The sequence below is a fragment of the Ascidiaceihabitans sp. genome (assembly GCF_039986515.1).
Classification (GTDB): Bacteria; Pseudomonadota; Alphaproteobacteria; order Rhodobacterales; family Rhodobacteraceae; genus Ascidiaceihabitans.
On sequence record NZ_JBDWQO010000015.1, the window covers coordinates 103,563 to 123,381 of the forward strand.

The 19,819-nt window shown below is 56.6% G+C and carries 19 protein-coding genes and 1 tRNA gene; 10 read left to right on the top strand and 10 right to left on the bottom strand.

Annotated features, from left to right (window positions below; translation table 11 throughout):
* Positions 1-10 precede the first annotated feature (10 nt).
* On the bottom strand, positions 11-739 hold the full coding sequence (locus tag ABJL60_RS15080) for a SprT family zinc-dependent metalloprotease (protein WP_348374475.1): 729 nt from the start codon (positions 737-739) through the stop codon (positions 11-13).
* 123 nt (positions 740-862) lie between these two features.
* Between ABJL60_RS15080 and ABJL60_RS15085 the strand changes: the two genes are divergently transcribed.
* Both ABJL60_RS15085 and ABJL60_RS15090 read left to right on the top strand, forming a co-directional pair.
* The gene (locus ABJL60_RS15085; protein ID WP_108829593.1) at positions 863-1,198 is read left to right on the top strand and encodes a TIGR02300 family protein; all 336 of its coding nucleotides are present in this window, start codon (positions 863-865) and stop codon (positions 1,196-1,198) included.
* Between the two features lie 100 nt (positions 1,199-1,298).
* Positions 1,299-1,374, top strand: a tRNA-Ala gene (locus tag ABJL60_RS15090).
* Positions 1,375-1,459: 85 nt separating this feature from the next.
* Here ABJL60_RS15090 and ABJL60_RS15095 read toward each other — a convergent pair.
* Positions 1,460-1,759: a hypothetical protein gene (locus tag ABJL60_RS15095; protein WP_348290059.1), complete on the bottom strand. Its 300-nt coding sequence runs from the start codon at positions 1,757-1,759 to the stop codon at positions 1,460-1,462.
* A 112-nt stretch (positions 1,760-1,871) separates the two neighbouring features.
* A complete protein-coding gene (locus tag ABJL60_RS15100; protein WP_348290061.1) occupies positions 1,872-2,966 on the bottom strand; it encodes a hypothetical protein in 1,095 nt (364 codons plus the stop codon).
* Positions 2,967-3,200: 234 nt separating this feature from the next.
* On the opposite strand from ABJL60_RS15100, the gene ABJL60_RS15105 reads away from it, so the two are divergent.
* Positions 3,201-5,618 carry an FAD-dependent oxidoreductase gene (locus tag ABJL60_RS15105; protein WP_348374476.1) on the top strand — a complete coding sequence of 806 codons (2,418 nt, stop codon included), beginning with the start codon at positions 3,201-3,203 and terminating at the stop codon, positions 5,616-5,618.
* A 67-nt stretch (positions 5,619-5,685) separates the two neighbouring features.
* On the opposite strand, the gene ABJL60_RS15110 is transcribed toward ABJL60_RS15105, so the two are convergent.
* Positions 5,686-6,507 (bottom strand): SDR family NAD(P)-dependent oxidoreductase, encoded by an 822-nt coding sequence (locus ABJL60_RS15110; RefSeq protein WP_348290065.1) that lies wholly within the window; start codon positions 6,505-6,507, stop codon positions 5,686-5,688.
* A gap of 171 nt (positions 6,508-6,678) precedes the next feature.
* On the opposite strand from ABJL60_RS15110, the gene aspS reads away from it, so the two are divergent.
* The 4 genes from aspS (at position 6,679) to ABJL60_RS15130 (ending at position 12,054) form a co-directional block, all read left to right on the top strand.
* Positions 6,679-8,529, top strand: coding sequence for an aspartate--tRNA ligase (aspS, locus tag ABJL60_RS15115; RefSeq protein ID WP_348290067.1), 1,851 nt, complete (start codon positions 6,679-6,681; stop codon positions 8,527-8,529).
* Positions 8,530-8,644: 115 nt separating this feature from the next.
* Positions 8,645-10,042 carry a DUF1800 domain-containing protein gene (locus tag ABJL60_RS15120; protein ID WP_348374477.1) on the top strand — a complete coding sequence of 466 codons (1,398 nt, stop codon included), beginning with the start codon at positions 8,645-8,647 and terminating at the stop codon, positions 10,040-10,042.
* A gap of 15 nt (positions 10,043-10,057) precedes the next feature.
* Positions 10,058-11,284 (top strand): DUF1501 domain-containing protein, encoded by a 1,227-nt coding sequence (locus tag ABJL60_RS15125; protein WP_348374478.1) that lies wholly within the window; start codon positions 10,058-10,060, stop codon positions 11,282-11,284.
* A 50-nt stretch (positions 11,285-11,334) separates the two neighbouring features.
* Positions 11,335-12,054 (top strand): GNAT family protein, encoded by a 720-nt coding sequence (locus ABJL60_RS15130; RefSeq protein WP_348374479.1) that lies wholly within the window; start codon positions 11,335-11,337, stop codon positions 12,052-12,054.
* A gap of 10 nt (positions 12,055-12,064) precedes the next feature.
* Here ABJL60_RS15130 and ABJL60_RS15135 read toward each other — a convergent pair whose 3' ends face one another.
* The gene (locus ABJL60_RS15135) at positions 12,065-12,784 is read right to left on the bottom strand and encodes a response regulator (protein WP_348290074.1); all 720 of its coding nucleotides are present in this window, start codon (positions 12,782-12,784) and stop codon (positions 12,065-12,067) included.
* A gap of 179 nt (positions 12,785-12,963) precedes the next feature.
* Between ABJL60_RS15135 and mce the strand changes: the two genes are divergently transcribed.
* Both mce and ABJL60_RS15145 read left to right on the top strand, forming a co-directional pair.
* Positions 12,964-13,368: a methylmalonyl-CoA epimerase gene (mce, locus tag ABJL60_RS15140; protein WP_108829601.1), complete on the top strand. Its 405-nt coding sequence runs from the start codon at positions 12,964-12,966 to the stop codon at positions 13,366-13,368.
* A 3-nt stretch (positions 13,369-13,371) separates the two neighbouring features.
* Positions 13,372-13,635 (top strand): DUF1467 family protein, encoded by a 264-nt coding sequence (locus ABJL60_RS15145; protein WP_348374480.1) that lies wholly within the window; start codon positions 13,372-13,374, stop codon positions 13,633-13,635.
* Here the strand turns inward: ABJL60_RS15145 and ABJL60_RS15150 are convergent.
* The 4 genes from ABJL60_RS15150 to trpS form a co-directional block, all read right to left on the bottom strand.
* On the bottom strand, positions 13,622-14,335 hold the full coding sequence (locus ABJL60_RS15150) for an EI24 domain-containing protein (protein WP_348374481.1): 714 nt from the start codon (positions 14,333-14,335) through the stop codon (positions 13,622-13,624). The two genes, ABJL60_RS15145 and ABJL60_RS15150, sit on opposite strands and share 14 nt — an antisense overlap.
* A complete protein-coding gene (locus ABJL60_RS15155) occupies positions 14,332-14,910 on the bottom strand; it encodes a nitroreductase family protein (RefSeq protein ID WP_348374482.1) in 579 nt (192 codons plus the stop codon). The genes ABJL60_RS15150 and ABJL60_RS15155 overlap by 4 nt, the downstream gene beginning before the upstream one ends.
* Before the next feature lie 60 nt (positions 14,911-14,970).
* Positions 14,971-16,077: a class II histone deacetylase gene (locus ABJL60_RS15160; RefSeq protein WP_348374483.1), complete on the bottom strand. Its 1,107-nt coding sequence runs from the start codon at positions 16,075-16,077 to the stop codon at positions 14,971-14,973.
* 269 nt (positions 16,078-16,346) lie between these two features.
* Positions 16,347-17,372 (bottom strand): tryptophan--tRNA ligase, encoded by a 1,026-nt coding sequence (gene trpS / locus ABJL60_RS15165; protein WP_348290084.1) that lies wholly within the window; start codon positions 17,370-17,372, stop codon positions 16,347-16,349.
* Positions 17,373-17,495: 123 nt separating this feature from the next.
* On the opposite strand from trpS, the gene ABJL60_RS15170 reads away from it, so the two are divergent.
* On the top strand, positions 17,496-18,179 hold the full coding sequence (locus ABJL60_RS15170) for a rhomboid family intramembrane serine protease (protein WP_348374484.1): 684 nt from the start codon (positions 17,496-17,498) through the stop codon (positions 18,177-18,179).
* Positions 18,180-18,185: 6 nt separating this feature from the next.
* Here ABJL60_RS15170 and murJ read toward each other — a convergent pair whose 3' ends face one another.
* A complete protein-coding gene (gene murJ / locus ABJL60_RS15175; RefSeq protein ID WP_348374485.1) occupies positions 18,186-19,724 on the bottom strand; it encodes a murein biosynthesis integral membrane protein MurJ in 1,539 nt (512 codons plus the stop codon).
* Positions 19,725-19,819 lie beyond the last annotated feature (95 nt).

Genomic DNA, 19,819 nt, shown 5'->3' on the forward strand with positions numbered 1-19,819 from the left:
TGTGATCACGTCAATCGGTAAAGCGGTACCTGTGCAAATCATTGCCAGTGGTCCGCAGCCAACGCCGTGGCCCTTTGTGGTCGCCATAAATACGTTCGACCTGCGCCCAAAAAGCCGCGGAATGATTCATTTCTGCCAAATGCGCTACTTCATGCGCCGCCACGTAATCCAGAATGTCCGGTGGTGCCATAATCAGACGCCACGAAAACATCAATGTGCCCGCAGAGGTGCATGACCCCCACCGCGACCGTGTATCGCGTATGCTGATCTTGTTGTAGGGCTTGCCCAACCGCGTTGCATAATCATCGCAGGCCTCGGCCAGTCGCGCCCGTGCAATCTGCTTGAGATGCCCGACCAGACGGGCGCCGACCCGCTCTGCGGCCCCCGGCACCGCAATCCGGCCATCGCTGATCTGCACACGACGCCCTTGCCCTGCCACAACCTGAAACAATTGCCCCCCAAGCGGGATTTCAGACCCCAACGCCACAATCGCATCCGCCCCGCGTTTGGACAGGTGATCGCGAATCCAGTCTTCCTTTTGGTGTGCGAACCCCAGCGCTTCGGCCTCTGAGACCCCTTTGGGCACCGTAAGCGTCACGCGGCCATCCAACTGGGAAATGCGCAATGAAATCCGCCGCGCCCGCGCAGAATGTCGCAATATCACAGGCACATCCGGTGCCCCATGTAGAAAATGTGTGCCCATTTCACCCACTCGACGGCTGCGCCCTATTGGCGTCATTGTGTCTCAAACGCCCTAAAGCCTTTGACAGTCCCCCCACCATATGGCAATTGCGCGGAATCGTCGACACACGCGCTTGCGTAAAATTGTCGGCCCATGCATGAGATTTATAAGGGGATTGATATGCCCAAAGAAGAATGGGGCACGAAGCGTTTGTGCCCGACGACCGGCAAACGCTTTTACGACCTGAACAAAAACCCGATTGTCAGCCCCTACACGGGTGAGACTGTTGTGGTGGATGCCTCTAAGACGCGCATGATTGCAGCGGACGAAGAGGATGCGGTGACAGCCAAAGCCAAAGCGACAGAATCGGATGACGAGGATGTGGTGCTGGACGACGATGATGACGTCGATGTCGATCTGGGCGATGATATCCTGGATGACGACGATGAAGACGCGGACACTGTCCCGTTGGAAGAGATCGCAGATGTTGCGTCAGAAGGCGACGACGACAGCTGATCGGAAATTCGGTGCAGGGCGGGGATTTTTCACTTGATCCCGCCCGCGCCAGCGCCTATTCAGCGGCGCATAAGGTCATATAGGCCGACCCTTGGTTAAAGGGGCATTAGCTCAGTTGGTAGAGCGCCTGCATGGCATGCAGGAGGTCAGCGGTTCGACTCCGCTATGCTCCACCAAACCTTTCCTACATTTTGTTCGAAAACATGCGGAAGACGACGGGCTGGCTGACGCGCATCGGGTTTGCCCCTAATCACACCGCCATCAGCATGACCGCAAGGCTTGGCCACGCGCCAATTGCTGTTGGTCCGCATAAAATGCCCCGGGCACCTTTGGTTGCGTTTCGCTTTGCACAAGCCCCGAAATACGGCCAAAACATCCACAATTCACATCCTTCAGATTGGAAGCGCAAAAAGACGCTTCAGCGCGTATCTGGGACATGACCGCATTGGATTGCGAAGACACTGCACCGCCACCCGTCAAGGGCGCGAACGAAAAAATGGTGGCGAGCACAACAGCAGCACCCAAACCTGCGTAGACTGGCAATGCGAATTGGCCCAACATATTTCCCTCAGCTTTCGATCCGGATCTTACGCAAAAACAGGGCATTCTCAAAACGCCAAGCGCTAAGAAGTTTAATAAAATCCGTTCCATTAATCCGCGCCCAGACACTGCATTACGAATGAATGGCTAGCGTTAAAAGGTTAATCGCATCACGCATATTGTCGGCTGCCGTTTGGTTGCTTGTGTGAACGGTCAATCCACGTAACCTATTGATTTCCCGATAAACACTAAGTGGAAAATTAACAAAATTGTTCCAGATTGGTCGCAGCCCGTGGTTTGGACCCATTAACCTGTTCAGGTGGCCGGTTTGGGTTTGGGTTTTGTCTGTCATATGAATCCGGTTCGCCACGCCATGGATGCTCGGCCCTGCGTAACTCCAATTGGTCAGAAAATGCGCACGTGTCGGCGTTGTCGCTTGCCCGCCCCATTGGAATTCAAGAATACCCTGCCCCAAAGGCACCATAGGCGTGCCGCGCACGTTGAAGTTTTGAAACAGCGCCTGGGCTTCGCGATCTGTGTCCCCTTGTCGTGCGGCCAAGTCAAAAATGCCTGCCCCATAAACCGCTTTCCCTTCAAAGATAAGTCGGCCGCCATATCGCGAAATGCCTTCGCGGATGATCTTTGACATCTCTTGTGTCGCGGATTGCCCGTAGACCCGGCGTTGGGTGAAATCCATGTTCCAGCCTTCATTGGACGTGTTGAACGCCTGTTTGAACGCATCGCGCCCCGATACATTCGGATCGAACGGTACCCCCATTTTGTCAAACTGCATGGCATAGTGTACGAATTCCGCAATTGCGGGAATACGGTTGCGAAACAATGTGTTATCCATGCCGTAATACATGTCCATCATCTGGTAATTTCCAGCCACAAGCTGCGCCGTCCGCGGGCCTGGATCGTACAGTTTGAATTCACGGTTTAGAAACCGCACCCCAGCCTCTGGGTTGACGCCTTTGGCCAGCAGGTTATCCTTTGTGTGCTTGACCCATTGTGCCGCACCCCGTGCAGCTGCGTTTCCCCTGTTGCCAGCCGCGGCATGCAACGCGACTGGCCCGACAGTTCCGTAGATGAACGTGCTGGTGGAAAACGCGTTTTCCAACGCCCTTTGCTGCCGGTCTTGGTTTGATCCCACGGAGAGTTTCAGTTTTTGATACGCTTCGTCTATACGGCGTCCAAAAGCCGCGGCTCCGATCAAAATTTCTACCATAATCCGTTCTCCCAAAATACATGCATGACAAACCTGCAAGACGCGCCCCCCCCAAACGGGTTTGACGTTCTAGGCAGTTAACACCTTGGGTTGAAAATTTATTCGAACCTACCGCAAACGGGCGTGGCACTTTACCAAAACCAAAGATCAATTTGCAGTTTTGAAACTGTGCTCTTCTTGTTTGACGCAGCCCGCTTTCATGGCGCAACTGCATGCAAAGCGCAGGAGGATCAGATGAAATCACGCACCAAAGCAGTTGTCATCGGGGGCGGCATCGCCGGATGTTCCACCCTGTATCACCTCACGCAGGAAGGTTGGACCGATGTGGTTTTGGTCGAACGTGATGAATTGACCAGCGGCACCACGTGGCATTCTGCGGCGCAAGTTACCAACTTTGGTATGAACCAGACGATGGTCGGCCTTAAGACCCATTCCATCAACCTTTACCAAGAACTGCGCGATGATCCGGATTATCCGGTGCAGTACAATCACGGCGACGGCGGCATCCGCCTTGCCAACAGTGAGGCACAAATGGATGGCTACCGCCACTTTGCGTCTATGGCGCGCGGCATGGGCGTCGAATTCGAAGTCATCGACGCCGAAGAATGCGCCCGCCGCCACCCGCTGATTTCCACAGGCAATCTGCTGGGCGGTTTGTGGGATGGCAATGACGGCGATATTGACCCCGCATCCTTGTGTCAGGCGCTGGCCCGTCGTGCCCGCAAGGCCGGGGCCGAGGTGTACCGCCAAACCGATGTCACGGGCCTGACCCAGCACAAAGACGACACATGGACTGTGCACACCAACAAAGGCGACATTGATTGCGACGTTGTGGTCAACGCCTGTGGTTACCGCGTGAACGAAGTCGGCGCGATGATGGGCGTGCATCATCCGGTGACGTCCATGGAGCACCAGTATTTTGTCACCGACGAAATTCCCGGCGTTGTGGAAGCAGGCCACCGCATGCCGCTGCTGCGCTGCCCGATTTCTGACTATTACTGCCGTCAGGAGAAGAACGGCCTATTGCTGGGGTTCTACGAACAGGATTGTAAAACATGGGGTATGGACGGCATTTCGCCTGACTTCTCGAACGACCTATGTCCCGATGATCTAGACCGCGTCACAGACGTGCTTGAAGGCGCGTTTGAACGGATGCCTGCATTGATGGAAGTTGGCATCAAGAACATCGTGAATGGCCCGATCACCTACACCATTGACGGGGCACCTTTGGTTGGGCCGATCCCGGGCAAGCGCAACGCGTTCTGCATCATCGGCCTGCGGGCAGGTCTGGGCGAAGGTGGCGGCCATGGCTGGTTGTTGGCGCAGCAGATTGTGCATGGCGAGGCCTGCTATGACACTTGGGTTATCGATCCGCGCCGCTTTACCGGCCACGCCAACGTCGAACTGACCGCATTGAAGGCCATTGAGGACTATCAGAATGAATTCCGGTTCCATTTCCCACATGAACACCGCCCCGCCGGACGTCCCGCCAAAAGCACGCCTTTGACGCCGGTTATGGCCGCGGAAGGCGCGGAATTTACGGTTGTGAACGGTTGGGAGCGTGTGGATTACATTCGCCCCTCTGCCGATTTCCATGAAACCCACGGTTTTTGGTTCAACGAAGCCTTCGACGTGGTCGCCCGCGATGTCAAAGCCGTGCAAAACGGCGTGGGCTTGGCAGAGGTCAACGGTTTCAACCGATTTGAACTTACCGGCGCGGACCGTCAGACCTTTTTGGATCGCATGATCTGTGGTCGCGTCACCTCAAAGGTTGGCAAAGTCGGCTTGGGCTATCTGCTGAATGACCACGGCAGGGTGAAGGCCGAAGCCACCATTGCCCATCTGGATGCAGATCGCACATGGTACGGGTCGGCCGCCGCCGCTGAATTCCACGATATGGATTGGTTGGCGCAACATGTGCGCAAAGACGAAGACGTCCAGATCCGGTCCCTGACCAACGACCAAACCATTCTTGTTCTGGCAGGTCCAAAGGCCCGCGATGTGCTAACAGCTGTCAGTCGCGGCGATTGGTCCGCGACTGCCTTCCCGTGGCTGTCCGTGCGCGAATGCTTTGTCGGCATCGCCTCTGCCACGGTCATGTCCGTCAGTTTTTCAGGCGAACTGGCCTATGAAATCCACATACCAAACGCACAGCTTTATGCCGCGTATCTGGCGCTGCGTGCAGCCGGTCAGCCCCACGATCTGCACCTGTTTGGTGCACGCGCTATCGAAAGCATGCGTATGGAAAAGGGGTATCTGCATTGGAAAGCGGATCTGCTGACGGAATTCGATCCTTTCCAGACGGGTCTTCACCGTTTTGTAAAAATGGACAAAGAATTCGTTGGCAAGGCCGCATTGCTTGCGCGGCAAGACCTTGGGAAACAGATGAAACTTGTGTCTATGGTTTTGGACACAGACAAGATGCCCGCCCATCCCGGTGCCTCTGTGATGTGTGACGGTCAGGTCGTCGGCACGGTTTCATCAGGTGACTGGGGCCACCGCGTCGCCATGAACTTGGCGTATGCCTATGTTGACCCCGCCTTTGCCGCTGAAGGGACCACGTTTGACGTAGATTGCCTAGGGCAGATGGTACCTGCGCGGGTGATCGCAGCCGGCCCTTACGATCCGGCGATGGCGCGTGTTCGCGCCTAAGGGCAGTGGGGGCGCTGCCCCCGCCCCTTTCGGGCCTCCCCCGGGATATTTTTAGCGAAAAGAAGTCCTAACGGTCCTTAAACCGCGGATCGTTTTCGATCGCGGCATAGTCAGCATCGATCATTTCGTGCCGCTTTTGCACCCAACGCCGCATAGAAGGGTGCGTGAAGATGTAAAAGCGCCCTGCTTGCATACATTCAACCGTCCATTCCGCCACCGATCTTGGGGACAGGCCATTGTCCACGGCTTCTGTTACCATTTGCATCGCCTCTGAAGGTGCGTCTTCGTCGTCCACACCCGAAGGCCGGCCTTCGTGGGCTTTGTTGATGTCGGTTTTCACCCAGCCCGGACACAGCACGGACACACCGATGTTGTCAGTTGCCAAATCCATGCGCAGGCTTTCAGACAGGCCCACAACTGCGAATTTGGTCGCGGTGTAGGCGCTCAACTGCTGCGTTGCCAGATGCCCCGACATCGATGCTGTGTTGATAAAGTAGCCCCCTTCACCATGGGCTTTGATCAGGGGCGTAAAGGTTTCAATGCCGTGAATGACCCCCATCAGGTTAATGTCCACAAGCCATTGCCAGTCTTCAAGCGGCGTATCGCCCGGCGTATGCCCCAACGACACCCCTGCGTTGTTCACCACGATATGGACTTTGCCAAAAGTCTCGATCGTCTTTTCTGCGGCAGCCTTCACCGAACCGGGGTCGGCCACATCGCACAGCACCGTTTCCACCTGCCCCAATTCCGCTTTCGCCGCTTTCAGCCGTTCCGGCACAAGGTCAGCCAGCATCACATTGGCCCCTTGTTCCATCAGCATGCGCCCGATTTCCAACCCGATGCCTGAGGCACCGCCCGTGACAAAGGCCGTTTTACCTGCGATTTCCATGCTGAAGTCCTCCGTTTTGGACATGCTATCCAAAGCAAAACGAAAGGGAACCACGACCTAAGGTCATTTCATCCCTCTATTTGTGGCCTGAACCGCCCCGACACCTTGACTTTGCCCCGTGTGAGCGGTGTATCTGCGCCCAAGTTTTCGACCCATGAAAGGGGCCATCCCATGCACGCCTACCGAAGCCACTCCTGCGCCGATCTGACTGCTGCCAATGTGGGCGATACTGTGCGCCTGTCAGGCTGGGTTCACCGTGTCCGCGATCATGGCGGCATCCTGTTCATCGATTTGCGCGACCATTACGGCATGACCCAAGTGCTGTGTGACCCCGACAGCCCGGCGTTCAAGGACATGGAAAAGGTGCGGTCCGAATGGTGTATTTGCATTGATGGCACCGTAAAGGCCCGTGATCCTGAGCTGGTGAACAACAAGATCCCAACAGGTGAGATCGAAGTGTTCGTGCGCGGCCTTGAGGTTTTGGGCGCCGCCGCCGAATTGCCATTGATGGTGTTTGGTGACCAAGAATACCCAGAAGAAACCCGCCTGAAGTACCGTTACCTCGACCTGCGCCGCGAAAAGATGCAGCGCAACATGGCGTTGCGATCAGACGTTGTGGCATCCATGCGTCGTCGCATGTGGGATCAGAAGTTTCGTGAATATCAGACGCCAATCATCACAGCATCTTCCCCCGAAGGTGCGCGCGACTTCTTGGTGCCCTCGCGTCTGCACCCCGGCAAATTCTACGCCCTGCCCCAAGCCCCCCAGCAGTTCAAACAGCTGTTGATGGTGTCGGGCTTTGACAAGTATTTTCAAATCGCACCCTGCTTCCGTGACGAAGACCCGCGTGCGGATCGTTCGCCCACGGATTTTTACCAGCTTGACCTTGAAATGAGTTTTGTTGAGCAACAGGATGTCTTTGATACGATCCAGCCTGTGCTAACGGGGATTTTCGAGGAATTCGGCGGCGGCCGCAATGTCGATCAGACATGGGAGCAAATCAGCTACCGCGATGCGGCGCTTTGGTACGGCAGCGACAAGCCCGACTTGCGCAACCCGATCAAGATGCAGGTCGTATCTGAACATTTCGCAGGGTCTGGCTTTGCCATTTTCGCAAAGCTGCTGGAGCAAGACGGCACCGAAGTCCGCGCCATTCCCGCCCCCAAAGGCGGATCGCGCAAGTTCTGTGACCGCATGAACAAGTTCGCCCAACAAGAAGGGCTGCCCGGCATGGGCTATATCTTCTGGCGTGAAAAGACCGCCGATTCAGTGGCGCAGGAAATGGGCATCACCGTGAAAGAAGCCCAAGCCAAGCTGAAATCCGGCGAGGTCGAGGGCGGCATGGAAGCGGCAGGGCCTTTGGCCAAGAACATCGGCCCAGAGCGCACCGAAGCCATCCGTCAGCAGTTGGGCCTTGGCCTTGGCGATGCGGCGTTCTTCCTGGGCGGCAAGCCAAAAGCGTTTGAAGGCGTGGCTGGCAAGGCGCGCAACGTCATCGGCAATGAATTGGGGCTTACCGATTTGAACCGCTTTGCCTTTGCATGGATCGTCGATTTCCCGATCTATGAACAAGACGAAGAAACCGGCAAGATCGACTTTGAACATAACCCGTTTTCCATGCCGCAGGGTGGGATGGACGCGCTGAACGGCGATCCGCTTGAGGTGCTGGGTTATCAGTACGATCTGGCCTGCAACGGCTATGAACTGGTGTCGGGCGCCATCCGGAACCACAAGCCAGAAATCATGTTCAAAGCGTTTGAAATCGCAGGATACGGCAAAGAAGAAGTTGAAAAGCGGTTCGGGGGCATGGTCAACGCCTTCCAATACGGCGCCCCGCCCCACGGTGGATGTGCCGCAGGCGTGGACCGCATCGTGATGTTGCTGGCAGACGCCGACAACCTGCGCGACGTGATCTTGTTCCCGATGAACCAAAAGGCGGAAGACCTGATGATGTCTGCGCCCAGCACGCCGATGTCGGACCAGCTGATGGAACTGGGGCTGCGGGTTATTCCACAGGATTGATGCCCTCTTTTGGGCGACGGCATGCCGACGGGTAAAATTAGAAAGGCGGCGCAGGTGAAAACCGCGTTGCCTTTTGCTATATAGAACCAAAGCGTCAAAGCAGGGGCACGATAACGTGGCAGGGTTTAATTCGGAATTGGCAGCGATCCGCTTTGGGTGTGGTCTGTCACCGGTGGTGGATGCGCCGCGCAGCGTCGACACGATGTTGCAAGGTCTGCAAAGCGCTGATGCAATGGCGCAAACCTTCCCGATCGAAAGCTTCGACACCTTCCGCGAAACCCGCATGAAAGCTGTGGCGGCCCAGCGTAAAATCTTGAAAGAGAACCGTGGCAGCGACATCGGCAAAGCCGCCCGCAAGCAACGCAATGTGTTAAACCGGATTGCGCGCACCGACAAAGGCCGGTGGCTTGGTCAAAACTTGTTGCGGCGCAGCTACACCGAACAGGGCTTTTTCGAACGCTTGGCGTTTTTCTGGGGTGACCATTTTTCAGCGCAAGGCAAGCAGGGCCTGATCCGTCGCGCAACTAGCCCCTATATCGAGGACGCCATTCGCCCCAATATGACAGGGCAGTTTGCGGACCTTCTGAAAGCCGCCGTTTTACATCCTTTGATGCTGACCTATCTAGACCAGCACCGTTCCGTGGGGCCGAACAGCGCGTTTTCCATGCGCAAAACGGCGCAAGGCAAGGCGGCGGGCCTGAACGAAAACCTCGCGCGTGAGGTGTTGGAATTGCACACTTTGGGTGTGAACGGCCCCTATACCCAAACGGATGTCACCCAACTGGCAGAGCTGTTCACGGGGCTGACGTTTCAGGTCAACGTAGGCTTTAAATTTCGCAAGGATATGGTGGAACCGGGGGCAGAAACCGTCTTGGGCAAAACCTACGGTGACCAGATGAACCGCGCACCCGTTCTGGCGGTTCTGAATGATTTGGCAGTGCATCCTGCCACGGCCCGCCACGTGGCATGGAAGCTGGCGATGCACTTTGTCTCGGACACGCCTGACCCTGCGCTGATCGATCATGTTGCTGCGGCGTTTCAGGCGACGGATGGGAATTTGATGGCGGTTTACACAGCGCTTTTGGACCATCCGGCCGCGTGGCAGACCGACAAGATGAATTTCAAATTTCCCGTCGATTTTGTGGGCTCTGCTTGCCGTGCGTTGGCCATACCCCCCGCCCCTATTCAGGCCTTTGATGAAAAAGGCATGCAAAACGCCATTTCCACGCCGATGGCGATGATGGGGCAAAACTGGCAACTGCCGATTGGGCCGGACGGGTGGCCCGAAGAAGACAGTGAATGGATCACACCCCAAGGGCTGTCGGGTCGTGTGCGTTGGGCGATGGCCGTGCCGCAAGTCTTGCAACCTGCCTTGCCTGACCCTCGCGAATTTGTGGATGCTGCCTTGGGCAGTTTCGCACCGGATGCCGTGCGCTTTGCCGCCTCTGCCGCCGAAAGCAAAACCGAAGCCATCGGCCTTGTTCTGGCCTCTCCCGCGTTTCAACGCCGTTGATTTAGGATTGATATGATGACTGACGCTGTATCCCGCCGCACATTCTTGTCCCGAACCGGTCTTATTGGTTGTTCTTTGGCAGCCAGCCCTTTGATGACCCCGATCAGCTTTGCCGCTGCCCCCTGGGACACGCGTCTGGTGGTGATCATCTTGCGTGGCGGTCTGGATGGGTTGGATGCGGTGCAGCCTTACGGCGATCCGGCCTACGCGGCCTTGCGTCCCAAAGCTTTGGCAGGGGGGCCACAAAACGGCGGCATAGACCTGGACGGTTATTTCGCGTTGCACCCCGGCATGGCCAGCCTGATGCCACTGTGGACCGCAGGCGAATTGGGATTTGTGCATGCGGTATCGACGCCCTACCGCGACAAACGCAGCCATTTTGACGGGCAGGATTTGCTGGAAGCCGGCACAGACACGCTGGCCGAAGGCGCACGGGACGGCTGGTTGAACCGCATGTTGCAAGCCGTGCCAGGTGTGCAAGCGGATACCGCTTATGCCATCGGGCGTGGCGACATGCAGCTGTTGAAAGGCCCTGCCCCCGTGGCAAACTGGTCCCCCGACGCAGACCTGACGTTAAGCCCACAGGCCGAGCGCCTGATGGATCTGCTGATGCAAGACGACCCCGAAATGCACGCAGCTTTGGCCGAGGCGCAAATGCTGTCCGAAGGCGGCGGTGGCGGCATGGCCATGGCCGACGATGGCGGCGAGATGATGATGGCCCAAATGCAGCAAGCCAGCAAAGGCGCGTCACATCGCAAAATCGCACGTTTTGCGGGGCAACGCCTGCGCAAAGATGCCCGTGTTGCAGCATTTTCGTTGAACGGTTGGGACACGCATCAGGCGCAGGGCCGCAATCTGACCCGCGCACTGGAACGTCTGTCCGAGACAATTTTGACCCTGAAAGACACGCTGAAAGGCCCTGTCTGGAAAAAGACCGCCGTGGTCGTCATGACCGAATTCGGGCGCACCGCCCGCGAGAATGGCACAGGCGGCACGGATCATGGCACGGGTGGTTTGATGATTACAGCAGGCGGCGCCGTGCGCGGCGGGCGCGTGTTGGGCCAATGGCCCGGATTGGACAGCGGTGCCCTTTATGAAGACCGTGACCTGATGCCGACCCGTGACGTCCGCGCCCATGCGGCTTGGGTGATGCGCGGCCTTATCGGTTTGGACAGATCCGTGTTGGAAAATTCGGTGTTTCCGGGTCTGGATTTGGGTGATGATCCGGGTTTGCTTTTGTAACGGTCTGAAACCCCTTGGCCTTAGGCGATACTCCGCCTAGGGTCTCGCCTATGACACAACAGCGTCCCCTTGGCCCGATCGTTGAAAACTGGACCCCGCCACCGGCCCCGACAGGTGTGCCGTTGCAGGGGGCGTTTGCATATCTTGAACCTTTGAACGCTGAAGCGCATGCAGCTTTGCTGTTTCGCGCTTTTGCAGGGCATGATGCGGTGTGGGATTATTTGCCCTACGGTCCGTTTTCTTCTGCCGCGCAATACCATCGTTGGGCACGGGAACACGCAGGGCAAAACGATCCGTTTTTCTACGCCATCCGAAATGACGCCAGCGGCACATGGGAAGGCGTGGCCAGCTTTTTGCGCGTTGATCCGACCGCCGGTTCTATTGAAATCGGTCACATCAACCTTAGCCCTGCGTTGCAGCAAACCCCTGCGGCCACGCAAGCTTTGTATTTGATGATGGATTGGGCTTTTGACGCGGGATACCGCCGTGTGGAATGGAAATGCAACGCTTTGAACCTGCCCTCACGCCGCGCAGGCCAGCGTCTGGGGTTCAGCTATGAGGGCGTGTTTCGCCAAGCCACCATCACCAAGGGCCGCAACCGCGACACCGCGTGGTTTGCCGTTATTGACGCTGAATGGCCCGCGCTGAAAGAAGCCTTTGCCGCGTGGTTGGCCCCGTCCAATTTTGATGCGTCCGGCCGGCAGATCGAAAGCCTTAGCGATCTGACACGACTGGTGCGGGTCGCAAGCGATCCCGCCCTGACATCCTAGCCCGCGCGTCTTAAATCGCCATCCGGTGCGTCAGACGTTCTTGAACAAGCCCCGCAAGAACTGCGGTCTCAGATGATGCGGATTGGCCCTGAGCACGCTTTTTGGCCAGTGCGACAGCCGCTTGTTCCAAACGCGGGTCTTGTGCACTGCGCGCCACACCGCTTAGGAATTGGGCCACATAATCCAATGTGCGTTCATCGTTATGTTCTTCCAAAACATCCGCTACATGGGCCATGTCATCGTGGAACGCGATAGGGTCGGGCGTGATTTCTTCTTTGGATACAGCGCGTGGACCGGTCGGTTGCCGTTCTGCCGGCAAGCATGCCAGTATCGTTTCCTGAAAGCCTGCCAATGACGTAATCGGTTTGGCCAGAAATCCGTCGGCCCCCGCCCCCAATGCTGCGGCTTCGCCAAAATCATCACCGGACGTCCCTAAAACAACTTCAGGGCGTGGAGATGCCTCTGCGAGATCTTTTATGAGGTCCACCCCGTTTCCGTCCGGCAGCCCAAGATCAATGATCGCAATCGTGGGCCGGTACACTTGCAAATGCCGCCGTGCTGCCCGCAGGCTATCGGCGCGCCGGATGCGTGCACCACTGCGCAAACACAACAGGCGCATCGCCTCGCAGGCAAAGCGACTGTCTTCAATCACAAGGACCGTAAGCCCCAACAGGGGACGATTTGCGGTTGGTGTCGGATAGTTTGGTGCGAAGGGGTCTGTCGTGTCCATGATGATATGCCTTTTGCCATATTCTACGACTCAGACGGTACGCAACCTTGCCTAACAGCGCGTTAACAGCCCCAAGAACCTTAAGGGGTGACGCTGCGGGGTGCGGCGCTGCGTCCCTTGCTCTTGTCGGTCTTGCCCTGCATACACCCACCCAACGCTACCTTTACCGGAGAACCCCAATGATCGGTCGTTTGAACCATGTCGCCATCGCCGTCCCGGATCTGGACGCTGCCGCAGACCAATACCGCAACGCTTTGGGTGCCACTGTTGGCGCACCACAAGACGAACCGGACCACGGCGTCACGGTCATCTTCATCGAATTGCCCAACACGAAAATCGAATTGCTATACCCCCTTGGTGACAACAGCCCCATCACGGCGTTTTTGGAAAAGAACCCGTCAGGCGGGATGCACCACGTCTGCTACGAGGTCGACGACATCATCGCGGCCCGTGACCATCTGAAAGAGACTGGCGCACGCGTGTTGGGCACAGGCGAGCCGAAGATCGGCGCCCACGGCAAGCCCGTCTTGTTCTTGCACCCCAAGGACTTCAACGGCTGCCTTGTTGAACTGGAACAGGTGTAAATTATGGGTGTGACCTCAGCCCTCGTATTGTTGGCCGTGATCTGGTGGATGACCTTCCTGATCGTGCTGCCGTTGCGTGTCAAAACCCAAGGCGACCTGGGCGAAGTTGAGCCCGGAACACACGCAGGCGCCCCTGAAGAACACAATCTGAAGAAAAAAGCCCTGATCACCACTGCCGTCGCCCTTGTGCTTTGGGTGGTGATCTCTGGCATCATTTTGTCAGGTGTCATTAGCGTGCGCGATTTCGATTGGTTCAATCGCGGTTAAGGACATTGCCCGTCAAATTGTGATACAAATGCGTGAAGGTCGCAGCCCCAAGGATCGGGATCACAAGATTGATCAACGGCAAGGACAACGGCATCGCCATCAACACGCCCGCCATCCAGATTTTGCCCCTGTGAAGCTTGCGCAATTCTTTTGCGCGAGCCCGCCCCACACGGCGCATCGCAGCCAATGTGAAATATTCACGGCCCAGCAAAAAGCCGTTTAGCCCCCAAAAGATAGCAAGTGGCAGAAACGGCACCCAAAACAGCAAAGCATACAAGATAAGCGCCAAAACATTGGCTCCGATCAATATGCCAAGAAAGTTCACCGTATCGCGCACAGCATCCCAAAACGGGACACGGGTTGCGGCCGGCAGATGCGGATAATGTACGTCTTCGACAGCTTGCGCGACATCCTCCAGGAACATCGAGGTTATCGCAGACGCGACCGGAATCATCAAAAAGATCGACAAAAAGACCATCACGAACACGCCACCCCAGCTTAGGACGTCCCCGATCCATTTCACTTCTCCGATGATCGGAAGCAAAAATGAATCCCCCGTTGCCCAGTCGATCCAAGTGACAAACAGCGCCGTTGTACCCACAAGCAACGCCAGTGCCAGCCCCACACCAAGCAGAAGAACACGGCGAAAGCGTGGGTCGCTGATTTGGCCAACGGCCGCAAAAAAGGCGTTAAAAATCATGAATTGACCCAAGTTGTGATCGCATCCAGATCAGGGCGCGGGCGCTCTGGTGGGGTCGTGGTTTCGGTGGCGATATGAATAAAGCCCGCGATACGTTCGTGATCGTCCAACCCCAAAGCGTCTGTCATGAACACACGGTCATGGCTGGGCCACCCGCTTAACCAATTTGCACCCCATCCAGCCGCCAGTGCCGCATTCAGCAGCGCCAGACACACACCACCGACAGCATAGGTTTGTTCCAACGCCGGGATTTTTGCAGATGGTTTTTGAACTTCAATCACGGCAACAGCCAAATGCCCTTGGTCAAATTGCGCACGCCCCTTTTGAATTTGCTCCGGATCTAACCCCAATGCTTCCCCACATGATTGCGCTGCTTGTGCCAAACGGGGCATCGCCCCCGCCTCCAGCACAATAAAACGCCATGGTTCCAGCTTTCCATGATCCGGAGACCGCGAAGCCGCAGTCAAAAGCTGGTTTACGGTGGCAGGGTCAGGCACAGGGGCTTGCAAGGTCTTGGCCGGACGCGACCGCCGCATCAAAAGGAAATCAAGGGCGGCGGGGTTTGGAACAGGCATATGTGGGGCTTTCAAATGGTATCGTCAGGTATGTTTGGTGCACGGGTGCGACTTTCAAGATCAGAACCCAAAGTCCCTGGCCATTTGGTCTATTTCAGATGCAATGAAAGCTTCGAACCTTGGGTTGGGCTGGCGTTTGCGAAATGAGGCCTCGTAGGGGTCCGGGGCAGAAACGGTGCTGTCGGACAAAGCTTCTAGGGTCGCATGCCCGCAAAATGGAACATAGACCTCGGAATATCCGCCTTCATGCACCAGCACCAGTTTTCCACCGCAGATGTTTTCAGCGAGAATTTTGGTGCGTAGGGTCAGTTCACGGAACGTCTCTGCGGTGGCAAGGGTCTGGGACAAAGGGTCAAGGACAGAGGCATCGAACCCGCAGGCGACAATGATAATGTCAGGTGCGAAATCCGTGATCGCAGGGCGCACAATACGGTCAAAGGCACGCAAATAGCCTTCGTGACCAGTACCTGCAGGGATGGGAATGTTGATATTGAAACCCTCGCCTGCGCCCGCACCACGATCCGTCACGGCGCCGCTGTCGATGGGGTAGTTGTTTTCCTGATGTATGCTGATGGCCAGAACGTCGTCACGATTGTAATAGATGGCCTCAGTGCCGTTGCCGTGATGCACGTCCCAGTCCAGCACGGCGACTTTGGATGCCATGCCCTTGGACTGTGCCGCCTCGATTGCGATGGCGATGTTGTTCAACAAACAAAACCCGTTTGGAAAATCAGGCAGACAATGGTGACCGGGCGGGCGGGACAAGGCGTAGGCGTTGTCCAAAGCCCCTGTCAAAACGGCGTCTATGGCAGCGACGGAAAGACCCGCAGACAAGGCGGCAATTTCATAGCCACCTGTCGCGAATGGCGTGCGTTGACCCAATTCGCCGCCACCTGCATCGGAGAGGGCTTTGAATGCGTCAAGATAAGAAGCCGGATGCACTCGCAGCAAATCGTCAGATGTCGCCATAGGTGCTGTTCGCACATCCAGATCTGCAGTCAAACCGGTGACGTCCATTAGGTTCTTTAAACGACGCTTGGTTTCGGGACTTTCCGGCAACCCACCCGCCGACAGTGGTTGAACCAACCCGCCAACAGGTTGCGTCATCGCATAGTTGCCACCTGTGTGCCAAAACGTCTTTTCATCCCAGAAAAAGCCAGTTGCCATGTGATCCTCCGCTTCCCCGGCAACCGTGACAAAACATGCAAAAAATGTCCAGCTTAGCCCAAAGCAGGTAGGCGGTGCGGGAACCCGCACCTTACCCCGGTGTTACCGGTCTTTTTGCCAAAACATCTTGGGGGGGGGGCAGAACGCATGGGCAAAGCCCCGGCAACGGACAGGCGCATAAACAATCTAGCCCAAAGCAGATGTAAGGTGCACCTTGGTGCACCACGCCGCAAGACAAAGAAGGTGGGCCAAGGCCCACCTTACGCGCGTCACACTGCGGGGCCGACCATCCCCACAATCTCATAGGTCTTTTTCAAAATCGGGGCCGTGATCTCACGCGCCTGGCTTGCACCCCGTGCCAGTATCCGATCGATCTCTGCGGGATCATCCATCAAACGCGCCATCTCGCCGGAAATAGGCGAAAGCTTGGCCACAGCCAAATCCGCCAAAAGCGGTTTGAACGTACCAAACTGTTGCCCCCCGACCTCGGACAAAACATCCTCAACAGAGCGTTCCGACAAGGCCGCAAAGATATTGACCAGATTACGTGCCTCGGGACGGCCTTCCAGCCCGTCGATATCAGAGGGCAGCCCGTCAGGATCCGTCTTGGCCTTACGAATTTTCTTTGAAATGACATCCACATCATCGGTCATGTTAATGCGTGATGCATCCGAAGGGTCGGATTTGGACATCTTTTTGGACCCATCACGCAGCGACATCACGCGTGTGGCCGCGCCTTCAATCACAGGCTCCGTCATTGGGAAGAAATCCACACCATAATCATGGTTAAACTTGGCAGCGATATCGCGTGTCAGTTCCAGATGCTGCTTTTGATCTTCACCAACAGGGACATGTGTGGCGTGATACACAAGAATATCGGCCGCCATCAAAGCGGGGTACCCAAACAAACCCAGCGATACGTTTTGCGCGTTTTTGCCAGCCTTGTCTTTGAACTGTGTCATACGCTGCATCCATCCCATGCGTGCGACACAGTTGAAAATCCACCCCAATTGCGCATGTTCAGGCACTTGGGACTGGTTGATCAAAATCGACTTTTCGGGGCTGATGCCGGATGCGATGAAACCTGCCGCCAATTCGCGGGTGTTGTGCAACAGATCCTTTGGGTCTTGCCAGACCGTGATCGCGTGCAGGTCCACCATGCAGTAAATCGACTGCGCCACCTCGTCTTGCATGGTGACAAACCGTTTGATCGCACCAAGGTAATTGCCAAGGGTCAAACCGCCCGACGGCTGGATGCCGGAAAAGACGCGCGGGGTGAATGTCGTTTCAGTCATGAAAACTATCCTAGATTCTGGCCTAAAGTTCTGGGCAAACCGTTTGCGCTGGCTTACCCATGCATGGATTGCCCGTCAACCGAAGGGCGTTTGGCAAACTGCGCTTAATCAAAGGACGCACGCATGCACCAAGATCACAATGCCCCTCCTGTCAATCCGCTACCGCCTGTTGTGTGGTTGCTGTTTGCGGGCATCGCTGTTCCAGAGCTGATCTTTTTGATGGCTGAAAATCGCATGATCGGCGGGGCGGACGCCATTGGGTGGCGCACAAATGCGTTTGGGAACTACGGGTTTTCCGGCATCGCCTTTGACTGGATGATCCGCAACAATCAGGCGCCTTTCGAATACGCCACGCGCGTTTTCACCTATCCCTTTTTGCATCAGGCCTTCACGTCTGCCATTTTCTCAGGCGTCATGTTGCTGGCGATGGGCAAGTTGGTGGGCGAAGCCATGGGACAGCTTGCGGTCGTTTTGATCTTTGTTCTTTCGGGGGTCTTCGGGGCCATTGTCTTTGGGTTGATCACGGATCAAGCTTGGCTGATCGGTGCCTTTCCATGTGTCTATGGCCTGATCGGCGGGTATAGCTTTTTGTTGTGGCAAAGGCTTGCGGGCACAGGCATGCAGCAATTGCAGGCCTTTCGCCTGATTGCATTTTTGATGGGCATCCAGCTGTTTTTTGGCATCTTTTTCGTCACCGGACTGGATTGGATCGCTGAACTGGCGGGCTTTGTCTGCGGCTTTGCGATTTCTGCCGTCGTTATGCCGGGCGGGTTGGCGCGCATTCGGGCGTTGTTGCAACGACGTTAAGACCGTTCAGCGTCGCACTGCGCCTTTGATCTCGGACAGCTTGAACGCCCCCAAAAGCTGACCCGCACCAAAAAAGCTTAGGATACCAACGGCGACCAACCCAAGAAGCGCACCATAGCGTGTCCCCGCCATCCCCAAAGCCGGGGTCAGTACGACATTGGCCATCCACAGACAGCCCCCCATGATCGCTGAAGCCGCCAAAATGCGCCAGATGCGTTTGTGAAACTGGGCGTCGAACCGCGCCACATCGCCCATGCGCCGCGCACCAATGGCCAACAAAGCCACCATAACCCATCCCGCCACTGTTGTTGCAATCGCAGGGGCGATCCAGCCGATGGTTGACGTAAGGCCCAGCGCAATCGCCGCGTTGACGACCATCGCCACCAAAGCAAAGCGGAACGGCGTTTTTGTGTCTTCGCGGGCAAAGTACAACGGTTGCAAAAACTTCTGCACCACAAACGCTGGCAGACCCAATCCGTAAATCGACACGGCCACGGCGATCGCCGCCGCGTCGTCGGCCCCCGTCGCCCCACGTGCAAACAACACCGTGACCAAGGGCAAAGGGATAACCATAAGCGCGACAGCAGACGGGATCGTCAGAGCCAACGATATTTCGGCAGCGCGTGAAAAAGCGTGACGCGCACCCGTTTCGTCCCCTGCCATCAAGCGGCGCGACAAGTCTGGCAACAGCACAATTCCGACAGCAATTCCCACGACCCCCAAAGGCAACTGATACAGACGGTCCGCTGCAAACAACCAGCTGACGGCTCCTTCAAACTGGCTGGCGGCCAATTGCCCCACAACCAGATTGATCTGCATAACACCCGACGCCAAAGCCGCAGGAATGGCCACCAAGACCATCTTTTTCATATCCGGCGTCCAGCGTGGACGACCCAGACGCAAAGCAAATCCCGCCCGTGCGGCGGCAAACCACGTCAACCCAAGCTGGGCCACGCCCGCAAGCGGAATGGTCCAGATCAACCACATGATGACGTCACCACCAGAATAGTGGCCCGCAATCATGGCTATGATCACAAAGATATTCAGCAGCACAGGGGCCGCAGCAGCGACCGCGAAACGCCCTGTGGCATTCAAAATGCCTGAAAACAAAGCCGATAGGGACATAAAGAAGATATAGGGAAACACGATCTTGCCAAAGCCCACCGTCAGATCGAACCGCGCGTCTTCGGCAAAGCCTCCGGCCGTCGCCCACACCAAAGCTGGCATGAACACCATCGCCAAAGCCGTCAGGATCAGCACCACAAACGCCAGCCCGTTCAAAGCATCGCGGGCAAACTTTGCAGCCTCGGCATCCGCTTCCAGCTTTTTGGAGAACATCGGCACAAACGCCGCGTTGAACGCCCCCTCTGCAAAGAAACGCCGGAACATGTTCGGCAACCGAAAGGCCGCCACAAAGGCATCCATCATTGGCCCGGGTCCGATCAGCGACAGGATCAAAATCTCGCGGACGAAACCCAAAATACGCGACATCAGCGTCCAGAATCCAACCGTTAAAAAGCCAGACATCAATCGGATGGGTTTCAAGTCGCGGCCTTTCGCAGATGCATTACACCTTGGGGTAAAGGGTTGGCCGCAGTGTGACAAGTGCCTGCCCACTTGCTCTTGTTCGGGCACTGGCG